The 16146-nt window shown below is 38.2% G+C and carries 12 protein-coding genes; 10 read left to right on the top strand and 2 right to left on the bottom strand.

The features are described 5' to 3' along the window. The first annotated feature begins 165 nt into the window (after positions 1 to 165). The 6 genes from SJW71_RS12600 to SJW71_RS12575 all read left to right on the top strand — a co-directional run bounded on the left by SJW71_RS12600 (position 166) and on the right by SJW71_RS12575 (position 8117). On the top strand, positions 166 to 1680 hold the full coding sequence (locus tag SJW71_RS12600) for a S41 family peptidase (RefSeq protein ID WP_274797137.1): 1515 nt from the start codon (positions 166 to 168) through the stop codon (positions 1678 to 1680). A gap of 70 nt (positions 1681 to 1750) precedes the next feature. After that, on the top strand, positions 1751 to 2653 hold the full coding sequence (locus tag SJW71_RS12595) for a CobW family GTP-binding protein (protein ID WP_431810943.1): 903 nt from the start codon (positions 1751 to 1753) through the stop codon (positions 2651 to 2653). A 444-nt stretch (positions 2654 to 3097) separates the two neighbouring features. Next, positions 3098 to 3784: a CAP domain-containing protein gene (locus tag SJW71_RS12590; RefSeq protein ID WP_274797140.1), complete on the top strand. Its 687-nt coding sequence runs from the start codon at positions 3098 to 3100 to the stop codon at positions 3782 to 3784. A gap of 811 nt (positions 3785 to 4595) precedes the next feature. Further along, a complete protein-coding gene (locus SJW71_RS12585; RefSeq protein ID WP_429979047.1) occupies positions 4596 to 6029 on the top strand; it encodes a spore germination protein in 1434 nt (477 codons plus the stop codon). Beyond that, the gene (locus SJW71_RS12580) at positions 6026 to 7051 is read left to right on the top strand and encodes a GerAB/ArcD/ProY family transporter (RefSeq protein WP_274797142.1); all 1026 of its coding nucleotides are present in this window, start codon (positions 6026 to 6028) and stop codon (positions 7049 to 7051) included. Before SJW71_RS12585 ends, SJW71_RS12580 begins: the two co-directional genes overlap by 4 nt. Continuing rightward, a complete protein-coding gene (locus SJW71_RS12575) occupies positions 7041 to 8117 on the top strand; it encodes a Ger(x)C family spore germination protein (RefSeq protein ID WP_431810942.1) in 1077 nt (358 codons plus the stop codon). Before SJW71_RS12580 ends, SJW71_RS12575 begins: the two co-directional genes overlap by 11 nt. Positions 8118 to 8156: 39 nt before the next feature. Here the strand turns inward: SJW71_RS12575 and SJW71_RS12570 are convergent, their stop codons facing one another. Continuing rightward, a complete protein-coding gene (locus SJW71_RS12570) occupies positions 8157 to 9503 on the bottom strand; it encodes an MATE family efflux transporter (RefSeq protein WP_274797144.1) in 1347 nt (448 codons plus the stop codon). A gap of 171 nt (positions 9504 to 9674) precedes the next feature. Here SJW71_RS12570 and SJW71_RS12565 point away from each other — a divergent pair, with 171 nt between their 5' ends. Continuing rightward, on the top strand, positions 9675 to 10751 hold the full coding sequence (locus SJW71_RS12565) for an undecaprenyldiphospho-muramoylpentapeptide beta-N-acetylglucosaminyltransferase (protein ID WP_274797145.1): 1077 nt from the start codon (positions 9675 to 9677) through the stop codon (positions 10749 to 10751). Between the two features lie 68 nt (positions 10752 to 10819). On the opposite strand, the gene SJW71_RS12560 is transcribed toward SJW71_RS12565, so the two are convergent. Then, positions 10820 to 11368: a GNAT family N-acetyltransferase gene (locus SJW71_RS12560; RefSeq protein WP_274797147.1), complete on the bottom strand. Its 549-nt coding sequence runs from the start codon at positions 11366 to 11368 to the stop codon at positions 10820 to 10822. A gap of 540 nt (positions 11369 to 11908) precedes the next feature. On the opposite strand from SJW71_RS12560, the gene SJW71_RS12555 reads away from it, so the two are divergent. From SJW71_RS12555 to SJW71_RS12545, 3 genes are all read left to right on the top strand, one after another. Continuing rightward, a complete protein-coding gene (locus tag SJW71_RS12555; protein WP_274797149.1) occupies positions 11909 to 13936 on the top strand; it encodes a diguanylate cyclase domain-containing protein in 2028 nt (675 codons plus the stop codon). Positions 13937 to 14049: 113 nt separating this feature from the next. Continuing rightward, complete coding sequence (locus SJW71_RS12550; RefSeq protein ID WP_431810941.1) at positions 14050 to 14724, top strand: response regulator transcription factor; 675 nt, start codon at positions 14050 to 14052, stop codon at positions 14722 to 14724. Continuing rightward, on the top strand, positions 14721 to 16106 hold the full coding sequence (locus tag SJW71_RS12545) for a sensor histidine kinase (RefSeq protein ID WP_431810940.1): 1386 nt from the start codon (positions 14721 to 14723) through the stop codon (positions 16104 to 16106). Before SJW71_RS12550 ends, SJW71_RS12545 begins: the two co-directional genes overlap by 4 nt. The last annotated feature ends 40 nt before the right edge of the window (positions 16107 to 16146 follow it).

Raw genomic sequence — 16146 nt, 5'->3', positions numbered from 1 at the left:
AAACTTAGGTGAATAGGTGCTAGGATACTAGATAGGATGAAGCATGATTGGACATGGTCTGTCATGAAATTTTGACAGTCTTTTTCTTTTCGTCTTCTGTATAACCTGTTAAGATGGTAGTAGTGTGACAACAAGTTAGTGTAAATGAGAGTGGTGACAATCAAGATGGATGAACAGAAAAAAGAAAGTACAGAACAGCAGCAGGAATCGACACCAGCTGAAATAAAGCCGGCAGGACAATTTATTCAACTGAAACCGTTTAAATTTATCATGCTCATGTTCTTTACTATTCTTATCACGGCAGGTTTAACGATTTTTGCGTTAACATTTGGTGATAAGAAAGTAGTGGAAGTGAAAGTTCCGGTTGAACGTGCGGAATTTACAAAATTATATGAAGCATTTGATTTACTGAAAAATAACTATTACCAAGATATTGATGATGAAAAAGTAGTCGACGGTGCGATCAATGGTATGTTTGATGCATTAGGAGATCCATATTCTGACTTTATGGTGAAGGAAGAGGCCGACCAATTTAATTCTGGCTTATCTTCTAGCTTCCAAGGAATTGGTGCTGAAATTCAAGAACGTAATGGTTATATTACAGTTGTGTCACCTATCAAAAATTCTCCTGCTGAAAAGGCAGGCTTATTACCAAAAGATATCATCTTAACGGTTGATGGGAAAAGCATTCAAGGCTTCAGTGCAACGGAAGCAGTGGCACTCATTCGCGGGGAAAAAGGAACACCTGTGAAATTAACAGTGAAACGCGGAGAAAATACGGAGCCTATTCACATGACAATTGTTCGTGATGATATACCAGTGGAAACAGTGTATGGCGAAATGCTTGATGGCAATATTGCCCATATTCAAATTACATCATTTAGTGAACAAACTGCCCAAGAGCTTGACAAAATCCTTGCTGAATACGAAGGTAAAGGCATGAAGGGCATTGTCTTAGATTTACGTCAAAATCCTGGTGGCTACTTAAAAGCTGCAGTAGATATTTCTAACTTCTTTGTACCAGAGGGCAAGGCGATTGTTCAGGTTCAAGAAAAAAATGCAGAGCCACAAATCACAAACGCTATTGCAGGGAAGAAATATAATCTACCAATCACAGTGCTTGTCGATAATGGTAGTGCTTCTGCTTCAGAGATTTTAGCAGGTGCTTTAAAAGAATCTGTTGGTGCCAAAGTTGTAGGTGAAACATCCTTCGGTAAAGGTACTGTTCAAAATGTGACACCATTAAAAGATGGTTCTAATCTGAAATTTACAACAGGCAAATGGTTAACGCCTAAAGGTAACTGGATTAATGAAAAAGGGATTGAGCCTGATGTCAAAGTGGCTTACCCATCTTATGCCTCTTTACCATACTTGAATGCCTCTATTGAAATGAAGGCAGGTTTACAATCTGACTCTGTGAAAGCAGCAGAGGAGATGCTTCAAGTATTAGGGTATGAGCCTGGTGAGGTCGATGGCATTTTTGATGACAATACAGAGCGTGCTGTAGAAGAACTACAAGCAGCGAATAATCTTGAACAAACAGGTATTTTAACTGGTAATACAACGTACGCATTAATGGATGCTTTACGTGCGAAAATGAAAGCGGATGATCCACAGTTGTTAAAAGCCAAAGAGCTTCTTTTAGGAACAGCTGAAAAAACTGAGGAATCAACAAACTAACAGTGTAGCTGTCGCAGCAGTCGTCTTTCACGGCATCTGCGACAGCTTTTTTTATAGGAGGACGAATAAGATGAAAGATGTATACCTTTTTAGTGGCTTTTTAGGGAGTGGCAAAACGTCAATGCTCACAGATGTCATTCGCCAACTAAAAGAAAAAAACTTAAAGCCAGCAGTCATTATGAATGAGCTTGGGAAGTTACCATTTGACTCACAGGCAGTAGAAAAAGATATTCCTCTTAAAGAGATGCTAGAAGGCTGTATTTGCTGTTCAGGTGCTGAAAAAACGGAGGCACAAATTCAATCTCTTCTATTAGATAGTGATTTTGATGTGTTAATTATTGAAACAACAGGTGCAGCACATCCCGTGGAAGCATTAGATGCTGTGTATTCACCCCTTTTTGCTGATAAGCTTAATGTCAAAGGCATTGTCACAGTAGCTGATTCTAAGCTTTGGCTCCATCGTGAAACGCTAACACCGCAAGTACGTTCTTTATTTATGGAACAAATTCGCCATGCACATCTCTTATTGTCAAATAAAACAGATTTATTAACAGAGGTGGAGCAAGGTCAGGTCGTCTACGAGCTCCAGGGCTTAAACCCACATGCCTTTATTTTGCAAACAACAAATGGGCGTGTACCACTACATTTATTAGAGGGATTAAAGGCAACGACACAGGTTGATAAAGCGGACATTGTCAAAGCACCTATTGCCTCCATGCAGCTTGGCTCACGTTTAGTAGAATTCACGGATGTGGAATTTTCTCAGGAGCAGTTTGAAGATTGGGTTCGAACATTACCTGAAACGATTTACCGTATGAAAGGCTATGTACCAATTGAGGGCATCAAAAATCCGATGCTGTTCCAATACGCTTATGGGATGGTACAATGGCTGCCTGAGTATATTAAAATGCCAGCAAAACTTGTCATCATTGGAGAGAATGTTGGTTCACTACCTGTTATTGGGATGAATTAAATAAAATGTTAACCTGCGCATTTTTACACATATAGGTCATGTGTAGTTTTACGCAGGTTCTTTTATTTTTATGTAAATGAAATGTAACGCCTTTGTAACATAACTGTAATATTAGAATGGCTATCAGCTATCAATGCTAGCCATCTCTAGCTCTATTCAACAATTGAAATGAAAAAATGAGGAATAGGATCGGTTGCATAAAACATACATTTTTTATTCATTTAAAATGCTGTTTTTCGAAAATATTTACTAGTTTAAGAGGAGTGTCAACCCTCTTTCGAACGTAAGTATTTCATAGATTGGAGAAACCTACTAAAAAGTAGGGTAAAAAAAACCCGATTTTTCGCGCATTTCTTTCCTTGTTGGCGTAGTTAGCAAATGATGGTAGGAATTTAAAGAAAATCATCCCTTACGATTAATGGCAGAGAAGGAGGAATTGCAAACATGAAAAAAACACTCACTGCAATTTGTGCAACATTTCTATTAGCAGCTCCAATTCAAATAGCTTCTGCTGCTACTAATACAACAGAAGGGAATTCCGTAAAGCAGTCAACGAACTGTAATGTTTATTATTATAAATGGTCAAACAATCATAAGTGGAACATTCAATTACCACAGGCATCTACACCATCTAAAGAGACGCCAACTACAAATGATAATACACAACCGACACCAAATAATAATCAACCATCACAAAATGAAAAACCAGCAACAACACCATCTACAACAACACCATCTACAACAACTTCAGATGTAAACGCATTTGAACAAGAAGTAGTTAAATTAACAAATGCAGAACGTACAAAAGCAGGTTTATCACCACTTCAAACTGATGCAAAATTAATGGCTGCAGCTCGTGAAAAATCACAAGATATGCAAAGTAAAAACTATTTCTCACATACAAGTCCAACATTCGGTTCACCATTTGATCGTATGAAAGCTTTAGGTATCACTTACAAAGCTGCTGGTGAGAACATTGCCCAAGGTCAACGTTCACCACAAGAGGTGGTACAAGCATGGATGGACTCACCAGGTCACCGTGCGAATATCTTAAACGGTAACTTTACACATATCGGGGTAGGTTACGTGAAATCAGGTAACTACTGGACACAACAATTTATCCAAAAATAATCAACCGTTTAAAGAAAGATGCTCTATAAGTCTGCCGAGGCTTATAGAGCATTTTTTTTGTTGATTTAATGGGGAGCTACCTTCTAGAAAAGTAGCATATGGCAAAGTAATTAGAACGGATTTCTTCAAATAGGAGCGGGTAGCAATGTAAAAGAAGCGCCTATCCTCTAAATAGGAGCGGGTATTAGGTTAATAAGAGCGCTTTTCGACCAAATAGGAGCGGGAACCACGGTAATAAGAGCGCCTTTCATCTAAATAGGAGCGGGTATTAGGTTAATAAGAGCACTTTTCGACCAAAAAGGAGCGGGTATCAGGTTAATAAGAGCGCTTTTAAGACAAAAAGGAGCGGGAACCAAGGAAATAAGAGCGGTATTCCCGCAAAAAGGAGCGGGTAGCAAAGTAAAAGGAGCACCTTTCATCAAAATAGGAGCGGGTAGCAAAGTAAAAGGAGCGCCTATCCTCTAAATAGGAGCGGGAACCAAGGTAATCGAGCACCTTTCAACTAAATAGGAGCTAATACTAACGTATTAAGAGCGCTTTTTCGTCCGAATAGGAGCGTATATCAAGGAAATAAGCGCGCTTCTCTTGACACAAGAGGGTGAGAAGAAATTAGCCTTGCATAACCAACATGAAAAAATGGAAGGGACGCCTTTTCTGTATGAGGATCTCGAGACTTATTTTAAAAAATAAAACACCATCAAGATGCTCCTTTTTCCTTAAGGGCATCTTTTTTTATGCCTCTGTTCTCCTATAAGAGTGGCGTTTGAAAACTGCTAAAAATGCTTATACTCTCCAATAGAGGAGGCGTTTTATGGATAAAGTGGAATATATGATGAAAAGCCTGCAAAAAGCATTCTACCATTCATCTGATTTGACAGTCAGACAGGTAGATTGGCATGAAGGAAACCAAGCTATTTTATGCTTTTACGCTTCTCTTGTTGATGCGAAGGAAGTACAAAAAGTATTAGATACGATTTATGCACGATTAGATACAGAAAAGCCTTTTTGGAGTGAAACCTTAATTACGACATTAGAAGATTTTGCCCTCCCTCTAGCGATTGAGCGGGTATGCCAGGGCGAAACAATTGTTATATTGCCTGAAATAGGGAAAATGCTGACACTTTCTATTATCAACGATGTCCACCGAAATCTTGAAGAACCTATTAATGAACATATTCTACGTGGCTCCCATGAAGGTTTTATTGAAAGAATCGATACGAATTTAGCCTTGTTACGCAAGCGGGTGAATAATCCAGCGCTTGTCGTTAAATCTTTTCTGGTTGGTAAAGAAACCAAAACAAAAGCGTATTATCTCTACATGGATGGGGTGATCCAACCGGAGACACTGCGTGAGATAGAGAAGCGTATTAGGTCTCTCGATATCGACTATTTTTATAGTATAGGTCAATTAAGTGATGCATTGGAGGATTCTGTGTTGTCTCCATTTCCTCAATTGCTAAATACAGAACATCCTGATCGGGTTGTTGCCAATTTAGTGGAGGGCAAGGTTGTCGTGATGACGAATATTTCACCAACCGCTTTTATTGCACCCGTCACGTTTTTCTCTTTCTATCAAACACCAGACGACTACAATGGTCGAGTAATCGTTGGATCCTTTTATAAAATTGTCCGATTGCTGTCGTTTATAACTGCTGTTTTTTTACCAGCTTTTTATATTGCCGTGATTAGCTTTCACTTTGAGGTATTGCCTTTGGAATTAAGTAATCAAGTGAAAAATGATGTAAAGGATATCCCTTATCGTCCATTAATCGAAGCCCTTATTCTTGAAATTATTATGGAATTAATTCGAGAATCGAGCATTCGTTTACCACAATCCGTAGGGCAAACCATCGGGATTGTTGGAGGCTTAGTTATAGGGGATGCAATTGTAAGTGCGGGCCTAGTATCCAATTTAATGGTCATCGTTGTCGCTCTAACGGCTATTTCCAGCTATGTGGTGCCATCCGTTGAATTGAATAGTACAATTCGTATGCTACGATTTCCGTTTATGGTACTAGCCTCTATGTTTGGTTTTTTAGGGATTGTTGTGGGGATTGTTATTTTACTCATTCATCTCCTCAATTTAACGTCCTTAAAACAGCCGTATTTTTCACCGATCATTCCATTTCAGCCAAAAGCGGTCTTTAAAATCTTTTTACGCTGGCCGTTTATTAAGCCATCCGTTCAAGTTACTAGCTTTCAGCCGCCAAAGGATGCACAGGCAAAAAATGAGGATACACCATGAATGTTTCTCTTTCAAAAGCTCAATTTTTTCTTTTATTATTTATCATACAGACAGGTGTTGTTTATATTGCCTTCCAAACACCATTAATCATTGGCAGTCAGACGAATGCTTGGTGGATCTTTATGGTAGGTAGTGTCATACATTATGGTCTACTCCTATTTTTCGAACGTAATTATCAATATTTCTATTTAAATGCATTCTTTCGATGGATCTATCAAATTTATTGGCTGCTGCTAACAGCTATTTTAATTGCCTATATGGGCTATGTATTAGCCTCATGGGTACTCCCGCAGACACCTGAATGGATTGTTGTAGTCATTATTGCTGCACTATCTCTTTATGCCAATGTGAGTAGACCTGAAACAGTCATTAATATGAGTGTCATGCTACTGCCGATTATTTTGCTATTTGTGATTTTTTTAATGCTAGCGCTACCTGACTTAACGTGGAGTAACCTTTTCCCAGTTGAGTGGAATAATAAACAAATCATAGCGGGGATCATTCATAGCACTTACGCTTATTTTGGAATTGAAATGTACCTCATCTATCGACCGTATGTACAGAAGGAATTACAGGTCAAAGGGAAACCATTGTTCATCTATCAACTGGTCATTTTTATTTTTTTCTTTATGTCGATTGTTTTTACGCAAATGTTTTTTGGTTTGGAGGAGATCAAGCTTATTCCAGAGCCAATTATGTATATTTTGAAATCACAGGAAGTCACATTCGTGAAGCGGCTTGATATTTTTTTCGTTTATATATGGCTTTCTTGGTCGATTGTTACGGTCATGATTTTCGGACTGTCTTTTCGTTTGCTGTATTTGAAGAAAAATAGGAAGAAACCGATTGGAAGTATAGTTGTCTATCACATATTGCTAGCTGTTCTTCCGCTTTTTGTTATTAAATTCCGAAGCATAGAAATAATCAAAAACTCTTTACATTATCTATTTTTAGTCTTTACGTTTTTGTTACCCATAGTCATTATCTATTGGAATAAATGGAGGGGAAAAGGTGTATCGTAAGGGGATTCTACTGATGTTGTCCGTCTTGCTGCTTGTCGCTTGTTGGGATGAACGCCTCTATAAAAATGCTTCCGTTGTGACGCTTGTTGGTGTGGAAGGGCGTGTGGGGGAATATAAAGGTTATTATGCCTATCCCAACAATACTGCTCAGCAAACAGAGATTATTATGGCTGAGGGAATTTCACCAAGGGATGTTCGTAGTAAAGCCAATTTGAATGTCGAGCAGACACTTGATTTATCAGAACTATCAACTATTCTTGTTTCGGATCAAACGGTAAAAGAGCCCCTTTATGATATTTTAGATATTTATTTTCGTGATCCCCATAACCCCATTTCCATTAAAATTGCATTAACAGATGGGGATGTTCAACCGTTTATTGACTTAACAAAAGATTTATCGGGTAGTGCAGGAGGCTATTATCAACGGTTTATTGAAAGTTCAGAAGAAAATACCTATTTTCCGAAGCTGGATTTACAGACCGTTGGCTCGATGTTATTTGAACAGACAATCGATATTGCTCTTCCATATATCAAGCTAAGTGAGGATAGAAAGCATGCGGTTGCAGCTGGTTTAGCCTTGTTTTCAGGTCAAACCTTTACGGGTACAGTCTTAACGCCAGATCAATCATTAATGATGCTGCTTTTAATGAATCAATCTAGTAAACAAGCACGAATGAGCTATATGTGGAAGCATGATGGAAAAGAAATGCCGATTACAGCAAATGTTATTCATGTGAAAAGGAAATGGACAGTGAATGAGGAATTACGAAGAATCACGATGGACTATCAAGTAGACATGGAAATTGAGGAATTTGCCCAAAATCATTTATATAAAGATTCCATTTTCAAAGATGTTCAACAATTGTTTCAAGATCGTGTGCAGGCTGAATTTGAGGAGGTTTTACGCATTCTTCAAAATCAAAAGTCAGATACATTAGGGATAGGTCGTCATATTCGGGCTTACCACCCAAACATGTTTCAAGAAAACTGGCGTGATGAATTTGCATCATTACAGCTTGTGCCGACAGTTCAAGTAAAAATCATTCGTACAGGAGTTATACGATAAAAATCGCCTTTCTCAACAGGAAAAGGCGATTTTTAATCGTTAGACGGTCACTCTTTTTTGTACGATAAGTAAGCGAATGAGAAGGGTAATAGCACCCATTGTAAGGCCTGCAACAAGTCCAATCCAATAGCCGAATGGGCCAAAATCAGTATGCGTAGCAAGGACATAGCCTACAGGCAAGCCGATTACCCAGTAAGAGATAATGGCCATTATAAATGTTATCATCACATCTTTATATCCTCTTAAAGCTCCCTGTACAGGTGCTTGGATCGCATCAGATAGCTGGAAAATCGCCGCATAGACTAAAAACTGTACGGCATATTCGAGCACCATGCTGTCTGCTGTATACATATGAGCTACTGGTTCACGTAAAATGAATAGGATACAAGCAGAAATAAAGCTAAACAAAATGGCTGTTCCTACACATAGATAACTATAAATGCGGGCATCACGCATGCGTCCAGCGCCAATTTCAAAGCCTACTAATATCGTAACGCCCATGGAAATACTAAGCGGTACCATATATAAAAGGGAAGTGAAATTTAAGGCAATCTGGTGGGCTGCAATTATTTCAGTGCTAAAGTTACTCATCATCATCGTCACGGCAGAGAAAATACTTGTTTCTGCAAATAAGGAAATGCCAATCGGTACACCAATGAGTAATATTTCCTTCCAGCGCAGCCATTCTAGTTTAGGCCATTGGTGAAACAGACGGAAACGTTCGAACGGTACTCGTTTCGCGATAATCCATACCGTAATCATGAAAATGAGCCAATATGTAATGGCTGTTGCGACACCAGCACCAATCCCACCAAGCTCAGGTGCGCCGAATTTACCGAAAATAAACATATAGTTAAGGGCAATATTAATCGGCGTTGTCATTAAAGTAATAATCATCGTGACACGTGTCTGTCCGAGTGCGTCAATAAAGCAACGCATAACAAAGAATAAGAATAGTGGTAATAGACCAGCACACATTGCATAAATGTAGCCCTTGGCAATATTATGTACAGCAGATTCTAAGCTCATCTTGCTAAGTATCCAGTCAATGCCAAAAAAGAGTCCTGAGAAAATAATAATAGCTAGCATGATGGCTACATAAATGCCTTGCTGGACAGCCTTTTTAGCATCCATCTCTTTTTTTGCACCGACAAGCTGTGAGACAATCGGTGTAATGGCAAGAAGAATCCCTGACAGGCCAGTATAAATTGGCATCCATATAGAGGAGCCAATCGATACACCTGCTAAATCTGCCGTCCCATAGCGACTGGACATTAAAATATCAAAAAATGAAATGAGATAAATAGCTACTTGTGTCACTAGTATAGGGACAATCATTTTTAAGAGTAATGCGTATTTTTCCTTGATTGTAGATGTTTGGTACATGTTTTATACTTCCTTCATGAACATAATGAACAAGTATAGCATATGTAAAGAGAGAAAAGCTGAATTTTTCATGCTTCATCTATATCTTTTCGTCAGCATATAGTAAAATAGAACACTGTAAACAAAAAGTAGTGCTGACTACAATGGTTTTTAAGGAATAGGAGAATTCATGTGAAACAACAAACAATCATTTTAACCGGTGGTGGGACAGCTGGCCATGTATCGTTAAACCAAGCGATACTCCCGTCTTTACTCGAACTTGGTTATGATGTCCACTATATTGGCTCAGAACAGGGTATTGAAAAAGAATTAATAGGCGAGGCATTTCCCAATGTTCCGTTTTATGGCATTGCGAGTGGTAAATTGCGTCGTTATTTTTCAATGAAAAATTTTACAGATCCATTTAAAGTGCTTGCTGGAATGATGCAGGCTTTTCGTATTATGAAAAAAGTGAAGCCTCAAGTTGTCTTTTCCAAAGGAGGTTTCGTTTCTGTCCCTGTTGTCATGGCAGCGAAACTCGCGGGTGTTCCTGTCGTTATTCATGAATCCGATGTGACGCCAGGTCTTGCTAATAAAATTGCGTTGCCTTTTGCCTCACATGTGTTCACGATTTTTGAAGAAACGCTGAAGCATTTACCACAAGAAAAGGCAACTTGCACGGGCTCTATTATCCGTCCAGAGCTGTTTCAAGGGGATAGAGCAAAAGGTTTATCTTTCTGTGGCTTTTCTACTTTAAAGCCAGTGTTACTTGTCATGGGAGGAAGTTTGGGCTCAGTGGTCCTCAATGAGGCCTTGCGTAAAAACTTGCCAGAGCTTTTAAAGCAATTTCATATTATCCATTTATGTGGTAAAGGGAATTACGATGAAGCGTTAGCAGAGATGCCAGGCTACAAGCAATTTGAATATGTGACTACTGAATTACCTGATTTATTGCATGCAGCTGATTTTATTGTGTCGCGAGCAGGCTCTAACTCCATCTTTGAATTTTTGGCGCTTCATAAGCCAATGCTTTTAGTGCCGCTTTCTGCACAAAAAAGCCGCGGAGATCAAATATTAAATGCCAATTTATTTAAAAAACAAGGCTATGCAGAAGTGTTACAGGAAGAAGAGCTAACAAAGGAATCATTTATGAAGTCTGTTCATACTCTAACAGAGCGTAAGGCAGAAATGGTGGAGACGATGGCGAAAACGCAAAAGCCAAAAACACCAGATGAAATGGCGTCATTAATTTTACAATATAAAAAATAAAGGCTATAAAAAGAAGCTATAGGGCATGTCATGTGACAAAACCTATAGCTTCTTTTTATATAAGAGCGTTACATTGCTTGCTCTTCGCCTTCTTGTATTTGATGTGCTGTTGTTAGATAGAATAAATCTTTTGGAATTTTAAATAAATTAAATTGTGCCTCGCCGCTATTGACCTGTGCTAGTAGAGTAGGATGGCTTTCGTTTGCACTCATCACATAAGGGAGCTTTAACGCAGCACGCTGTGATTTTATATTTTCAACCCGTATACGGAGAAAGACCGTATGGAAATTGTATTCAAAAAATAACTCGTTTAAAAATAACATTTTCGCTTTTTGATTATAACCTTTACCTTGGTAAGGGAGTCCAATCCACGTTCCTAAAAAGCCTGCACCGTCCTCAACATCGTGTATACTAATGGTGCCGATTGGTTGACCCCAGTCATCAGTAATGGTCCTCGAGATAGCGAGTCCTCTCGCCTCCTCCTCAATCAGTTGTTTTGTCATAAACCAATATTCATCAGCTGATGTGGCTTTCTGACGGACAAAAGGGAATACAGAAGGGTGTGATAATAGCTCATAAAGCTCTGTACATTCATGCAGGTCTCGATGTTTAAGCATACGAAACGCCTCCTTTACTAGGGTAGTTAAAACAATTCCGTTGAAGCATAAAGAAGAAAACTAAAATTCGTACTGGAATTAAAACCCAAAGAACTAGACGTTATAACTATGATATTCCATAATCTCCCGCTGTCTTACTGATTTCGACCATACCGAAAAAAGGCTAGTTTTTTAAATATAATATAACACAGAAACTGTTTGATGCAATCATTTTGCTCGTAAAAAACAAAATTCAAGTTTAATAGTCAGTAAATTCTGACAAATGAGATGGTAATATCAATTTTATTGTTGTTTTTTAACATTAAGTCTATCCTATCACTTTTAACTAATATTAATCATTTATCCATTTCTTTAGTAGGATTTAAGTTTTGCTAGAATAGGTAATATATCAAATATTACCCTAAAAAGGATATATTATTTCTGATTCTAGAAAGGTAATTATTTATTTTTATGTTATAATAGTAGTATTATTTTAATTCTACATACGGATACATACTAACATTTTTATCATGATTGCAAGGGTTTTCTGGAGGTGACAGCATGGAGTATCTTTTAAGCGAAGATTTTTTTAATCAATTGTTTATTGGCAAGGATTTTGTTTTTCTCATGAAAAAAATAGGAGACGATTATCAATATATTCGCTTAAACCAAGCAGCTCGAGATCTGTTATCCAATGAGGCGATTGGAAAAATGCTTTCGACTGTTACCTCAAAACGAAATTTCTCGATCATTCAGAAAAAGTATCATCAGGCAATTAGCGAGCATAATCTGGTTGACTATGTAGATTATGCATATGTTCAGTCGGAGGTGCGTAAATACGAAACGTCCGTCAGACCATTGACATATAATAATGAAGACTATATTTTGGCCATCACGAAGGAAATTCTTTATGACCGCAGTATTGAAGATAAATTTTTATTTATGCGGTCCATGTTTGATCATGCCTTTTTCTCTACTGTTATTTTATCTGCTGAAGGCATGATTTACGAAGTGAATGCAAGCTTTATGGAAGGTTTCCAACTAGATAATGACAGCGTCAAGCAAAAAAGGTTTGTTGATCTACCAATCGTTCCAAAAGAAGAAGTGGAAGAAATAAATTTATGCTTACAAATGGCGGCAAGAGGGGAAAACGTTGCAGAAAAGATCATTAGATTGTACACGCTGGACCAACAGGAACGAATGTATTTAGTATCATTATCACCTGTGATGCAGGATGATAATTCTTTTGCTATATTTCTTATCATGCAAGACTTTACCCAATTCACGGTTCAAAAAGCAGAACTACGTTCGAAATCTCACGGGCTTGATGTATTTAAATCTGCATTAAACTCTGCCACGGCCATTGCCGTATTAGATCATGAAGGCAATATTTCTGAAGTAAGTGAAATGTTTTTACAGGCTTGTGGCTATAGTGCAGAGGAGCTAATTGGCCAGCCGTATGCATTAATCGAACCACGGATCCATGGGCAGGATTTTTTGCAGAGCATAAATGACAAGCTTAATGCAGGGGAGATTTGGCAGGGGGAGCTATGCTATCGGACGAAATATCATGCCGATTATTGGGTTGAAGCCACGATTGTTCCATTAAAAAACGAGTTTGGTGACATCGAACAAATTTTAACCATTAACTATGATATTACGGACAAGAAAAGAATGTTCACGGAATTAAAAAATATCGAACGAACTTTCCGCCTCATTACGGAAAATACGAACGATTTAATTGTCATCACGAATGAGGATGGCATCATTATTTATACATCCCCATCCTATAATATGTATTTAGGCTATGACAATGTAGAGCTGCAAGGACAGTTTTACAGTGACATTATTGATGGAGAAAGTAAGAGTGAGTGGCAATCATTCATTAATAATTATTCTGGTCAGACTGATACACAGTTTGAGCTACTACTGAGGGCGAAAGATGGTACGCCGATTTGGACGGAGGGCAATGTCACAGTTGTCCATGACCCTGAACGGGAGAAGGTGTCACAAATCATGATGGTGTCTCGTGAAATTACCCATCGTAAAGAACGGGAAAATGATTTGCTGTATCTAGCTTATCATGATGCTTTAACTCAGCTACCTAATCGACGTTATTTACAAAAGGAGTTTCCGAATTTACTGGTGGAAGCAAACGACAATCAGACATGTGTAGCTATGCTTTATCTAGATGGTGACGATTTTAAAGAGGTAAATGATCGCTTTGGCCATGACACAGGTGATGCATTTATTCAACGATTTGGCGATGCCTTAAACAAGACGATTCGTAGTCATGATATGGTTATTCGTCTAGGTGGCGATGAATTTATTGTCATCTTAACGGGGTTAACGAGAGATATAGAAAAAAGACATAGCCAAATGATGCATATTATTCGTCGGATTCGAGATGAATTAGCATTAGGCTGGATCATTGAAGATCATCATTTTTCACCAACAGCCTCCATAGGAATTGCTTATTATCCCGATCATGGCCAAACACTAGATGAGTTATTGGATTTAGCTGACCAAGCTTTATATAAATCAAAAGAATTGGGGAAAAATAAGCTCTCTATTTCTGGCAGCCATTAAAAAAGTCTGTCCACAAGGTAAACTTGTGAGACAGACTTTTTAATTGGTGTTATGCTAGTACCGTAAATGGATTAAAATCCTTCATACGCTATTTTGGAATAGAAGGTGATACGATGCCTAAAAAGATATTATTAGTAGAAGATGAAAAGCATATTGCTCGTTTTGTCGAACTAGAATTACAGCATGAAGGCTACGAGGTGAAAGCTGCTTTCGATGGTCGAGAAGGACTTGCAATGGCAACAGCTGAAAATTTTGATGTCCTGTTACTGGATGTAATGCTACCTGGCATTAATGGGATAGAGATTTGTCGGCGTATACGGACACAGTCACAGGTTCCTATTATTTTATTAACGGCTAGAGATGCTGTCATGGATCGTGTAGCGGGCTTAGATGCAGGTGCGGATGACTATATCGTCAAACCGTTTGCGATTGAAGAGCTACTTGCGAGAATACGGACGATTTTACGTCGTGTCACGCCAGCGGCAGCAAACAGTGAATCCCTCTGTTTTCGCGATATCGAAATAGATGTAGCAGCCTATGAAGTTTTTGTGCAAGGGAATAAACTTGACTTAACAAAGACAGAATACGATTTACTGAAACTATTAATCGAGCACAAAAATAGAGTATGTACACGGGAACATATTTTAACGTCAGTTTGGGGATATGATACAGATATTGAGACCAATGTAGTAGATGTTTATATAAGACATTTACGCACAAAACTACCTGGTGATATGAATGCTTATATTGAAACCGTTCGAGGTGTTGGATACGTGATGCGTGAATGAACAAATTAAAAGGATATCTACGCCACCAATCTTTGCAAACAAAATGGATGTTAACGTCGAGTATCGTCATCTTTATTAGTTATACCATTATATGTGTTGTTGTTTATTTATTTCTTCATACATGGTTATTAAATGATGAAGAGAGTAAAGTAGTCCGAACTAGTAAGGATATCATCTCCTTTTTAGAATCTCAGGGTCCCAATATTACGATTCAGCAAATCCAACAAAATACAGGTTTACTGAAATCAATTACCGATCGTGATGAAACGGTCAGGTTGTTTAATGTAGATGGCATAGAAATCCTACGTATTAATCATACGTCAGAAGCCGTACCTCTTACTGCAATGCAAGAGGTTATCGAGACGACAATCGACAAGCAGGATGTATTAGTAATCAACGAGCCATTGCAACTAGGCTTTTTTCAGGGATATATTCAAGTCATACATCCGTTAACAAGCTTTCAATCACTGATGCATTATCTACTGACAGCGATGCTTATAGCAGGGATAGGCGCATTAGTGTTATCGGGTTCTATCGGCTATTATCTTGCCAATTATTTAATGAAGCCATTACGTGAATTGCGTGCATCGATGAAAAAGGTGATGGATCAGGGGTTTAATGAGCCTATCCAATTGACTTATACATCACATGATGAGATTGGCGATTTATTGAAAATGTACAATGCTATGATGAATGAGCTGCAAATTTCTTTTACTAAGCAGCAACAATTTGTGGCAGACGCTTCCCATGAGCTGCGAACACCCATACAAGCAATTGAAGGACATCTTTCACTTTTAAAAAGATGGGGCAAAAACGATCCTGCCATTTTAGAAGAATCTATAGATACCTCTTTATCGGAAATCGCACGTATGCGCAAAATGATAGAGGAATTATTAGAGCTTGCACGGCGTGAAGAAAAAGATCATGCGAGTGAGGCAAATGCACTGGTGGTACTCCAAGCGGTGATAGATGAACTGAAGCTCGTGCATCCACAAGCGCGAATTTTGCTGTCGAAGCATGGTGAAATAGGTCCGTTATTTATTACCGAAAATGCACTAAGTCAAATCGTTCGTAATATAATAGAGAATGCTATTCGTTATTGTGAAAAAATTCCTGAGATACAAATTTCTATTTCTGTTGCTGGAAATTATGCATGTTTAGAAATTGCTGATAATGGTATAGGAATAGCACAAGACAATATTCCGTTTATTTTTGATCGTTTTTATCGCGTGGATGAGGCAAGAAATCGTCAAATTGGTGGAACTGGCTTAGGGCTAAGTATTTCGAAGATGTTACTTGAAAAATACAATGCAACAGTAGAAGTCAAGAGTGAGGTTAATATTGGAACCGTTTTCTTCTTGAAAATCCCGCTAAAATATTAAGAAAAATGCACGCTTTATTTCATTATTCCATCCTTTGCGA

It is taken from the genome of Lysinibacillus sp. FW12 (genome assembly GCF_050817245.1).
In the GTDB taxonomy this organism is placed as follows: Bacteria; Bacillota; Bacilli; order Bacillales_A; family Planococcaceae; genus Lysinibacillus; species Lysinibacillus irui.
Note: the sequence above shows the minus strand (reverse complement) of the source record. Positions and strands in the feature narration are given on the sequence as shown.

What these genes read in the sequence shown, in the direction of transcription:
- SJW71_RS12600 (WP_274797137.1), top strand. Translation starts at nt 166, where the DNA reads ATGGATGAACAGAAAAAAGAAAGTACAGAACAGCAGCAGGAATCGACA.
- SJW71_RS12595 (WP_431810943.1), top strand. Translation starts at nt 1,751, where the DNA reads ATGAAAGATGTATACCTTTTTAGTGGCTTTTTAGGGAGTGGCAAAACG.
- SJW71_RS12590 (WP_274797140.1), top strand. Translation starts at nt 3,098, where the DNA reads ATGAAAAAAACACTCACTGCAATTTGTGCAACATTTCTATTAGCAGCT.
- SJW71_RS12585 (WP_429979047.1), top strand. Translation starts at nt 4,596, where the DNA reads ATGGATAAAGTGGAATATATGATGAAAAGCCTGCAAAAAGCATTCTAC.
- SJW71_RS12580 (WP_274797142.1), top strand. Translation starts at nt 6,026, where the DNA reads ATGAATGTTTCTCTTTCAAAAGCTCAATTTTTTCTTTTATTATTTATC.
- SJW71_RS12570 (WP_274797144.1), bottom strand. Translation starts at nt 9,503, where the DNA reads ATGTACCAAACATCTACAATCAAGGAAAAATACGCATTACTCTTAAAA.
- SJW71_RS12560 (WP_274797147.1), bottom strand. Translation starts at nt 11,368, where the DNA reads ATGCTTAAACATCGAGACCTGCATGAATGTACAGAGCTTTATGAGCTA.
- SJW71_RS12555 (WP_274797149.1), top strand. Translation starts at nt 11,909, where the DNA reads ATGGAGTATCTTTTAAGCGAAGATTTTTTTAATCAATTGTTTATTGGC.
- SJW71_RS12550 (WP_431810941.1), top strand. Translation starts at nt 14,050, where the DNA reads ATGCCTAAAAAGATATTATTAGTAGAAGATGAAAAGCATATTGCTCGT.
- SJW71_RS12545 (WP_431810940.1), top strand. Translation starts at nt 14,721, where the DNA reads ATGAACAAATTAAAAGGATATCTACGCCACCAATCTTTGCAAACAAAA.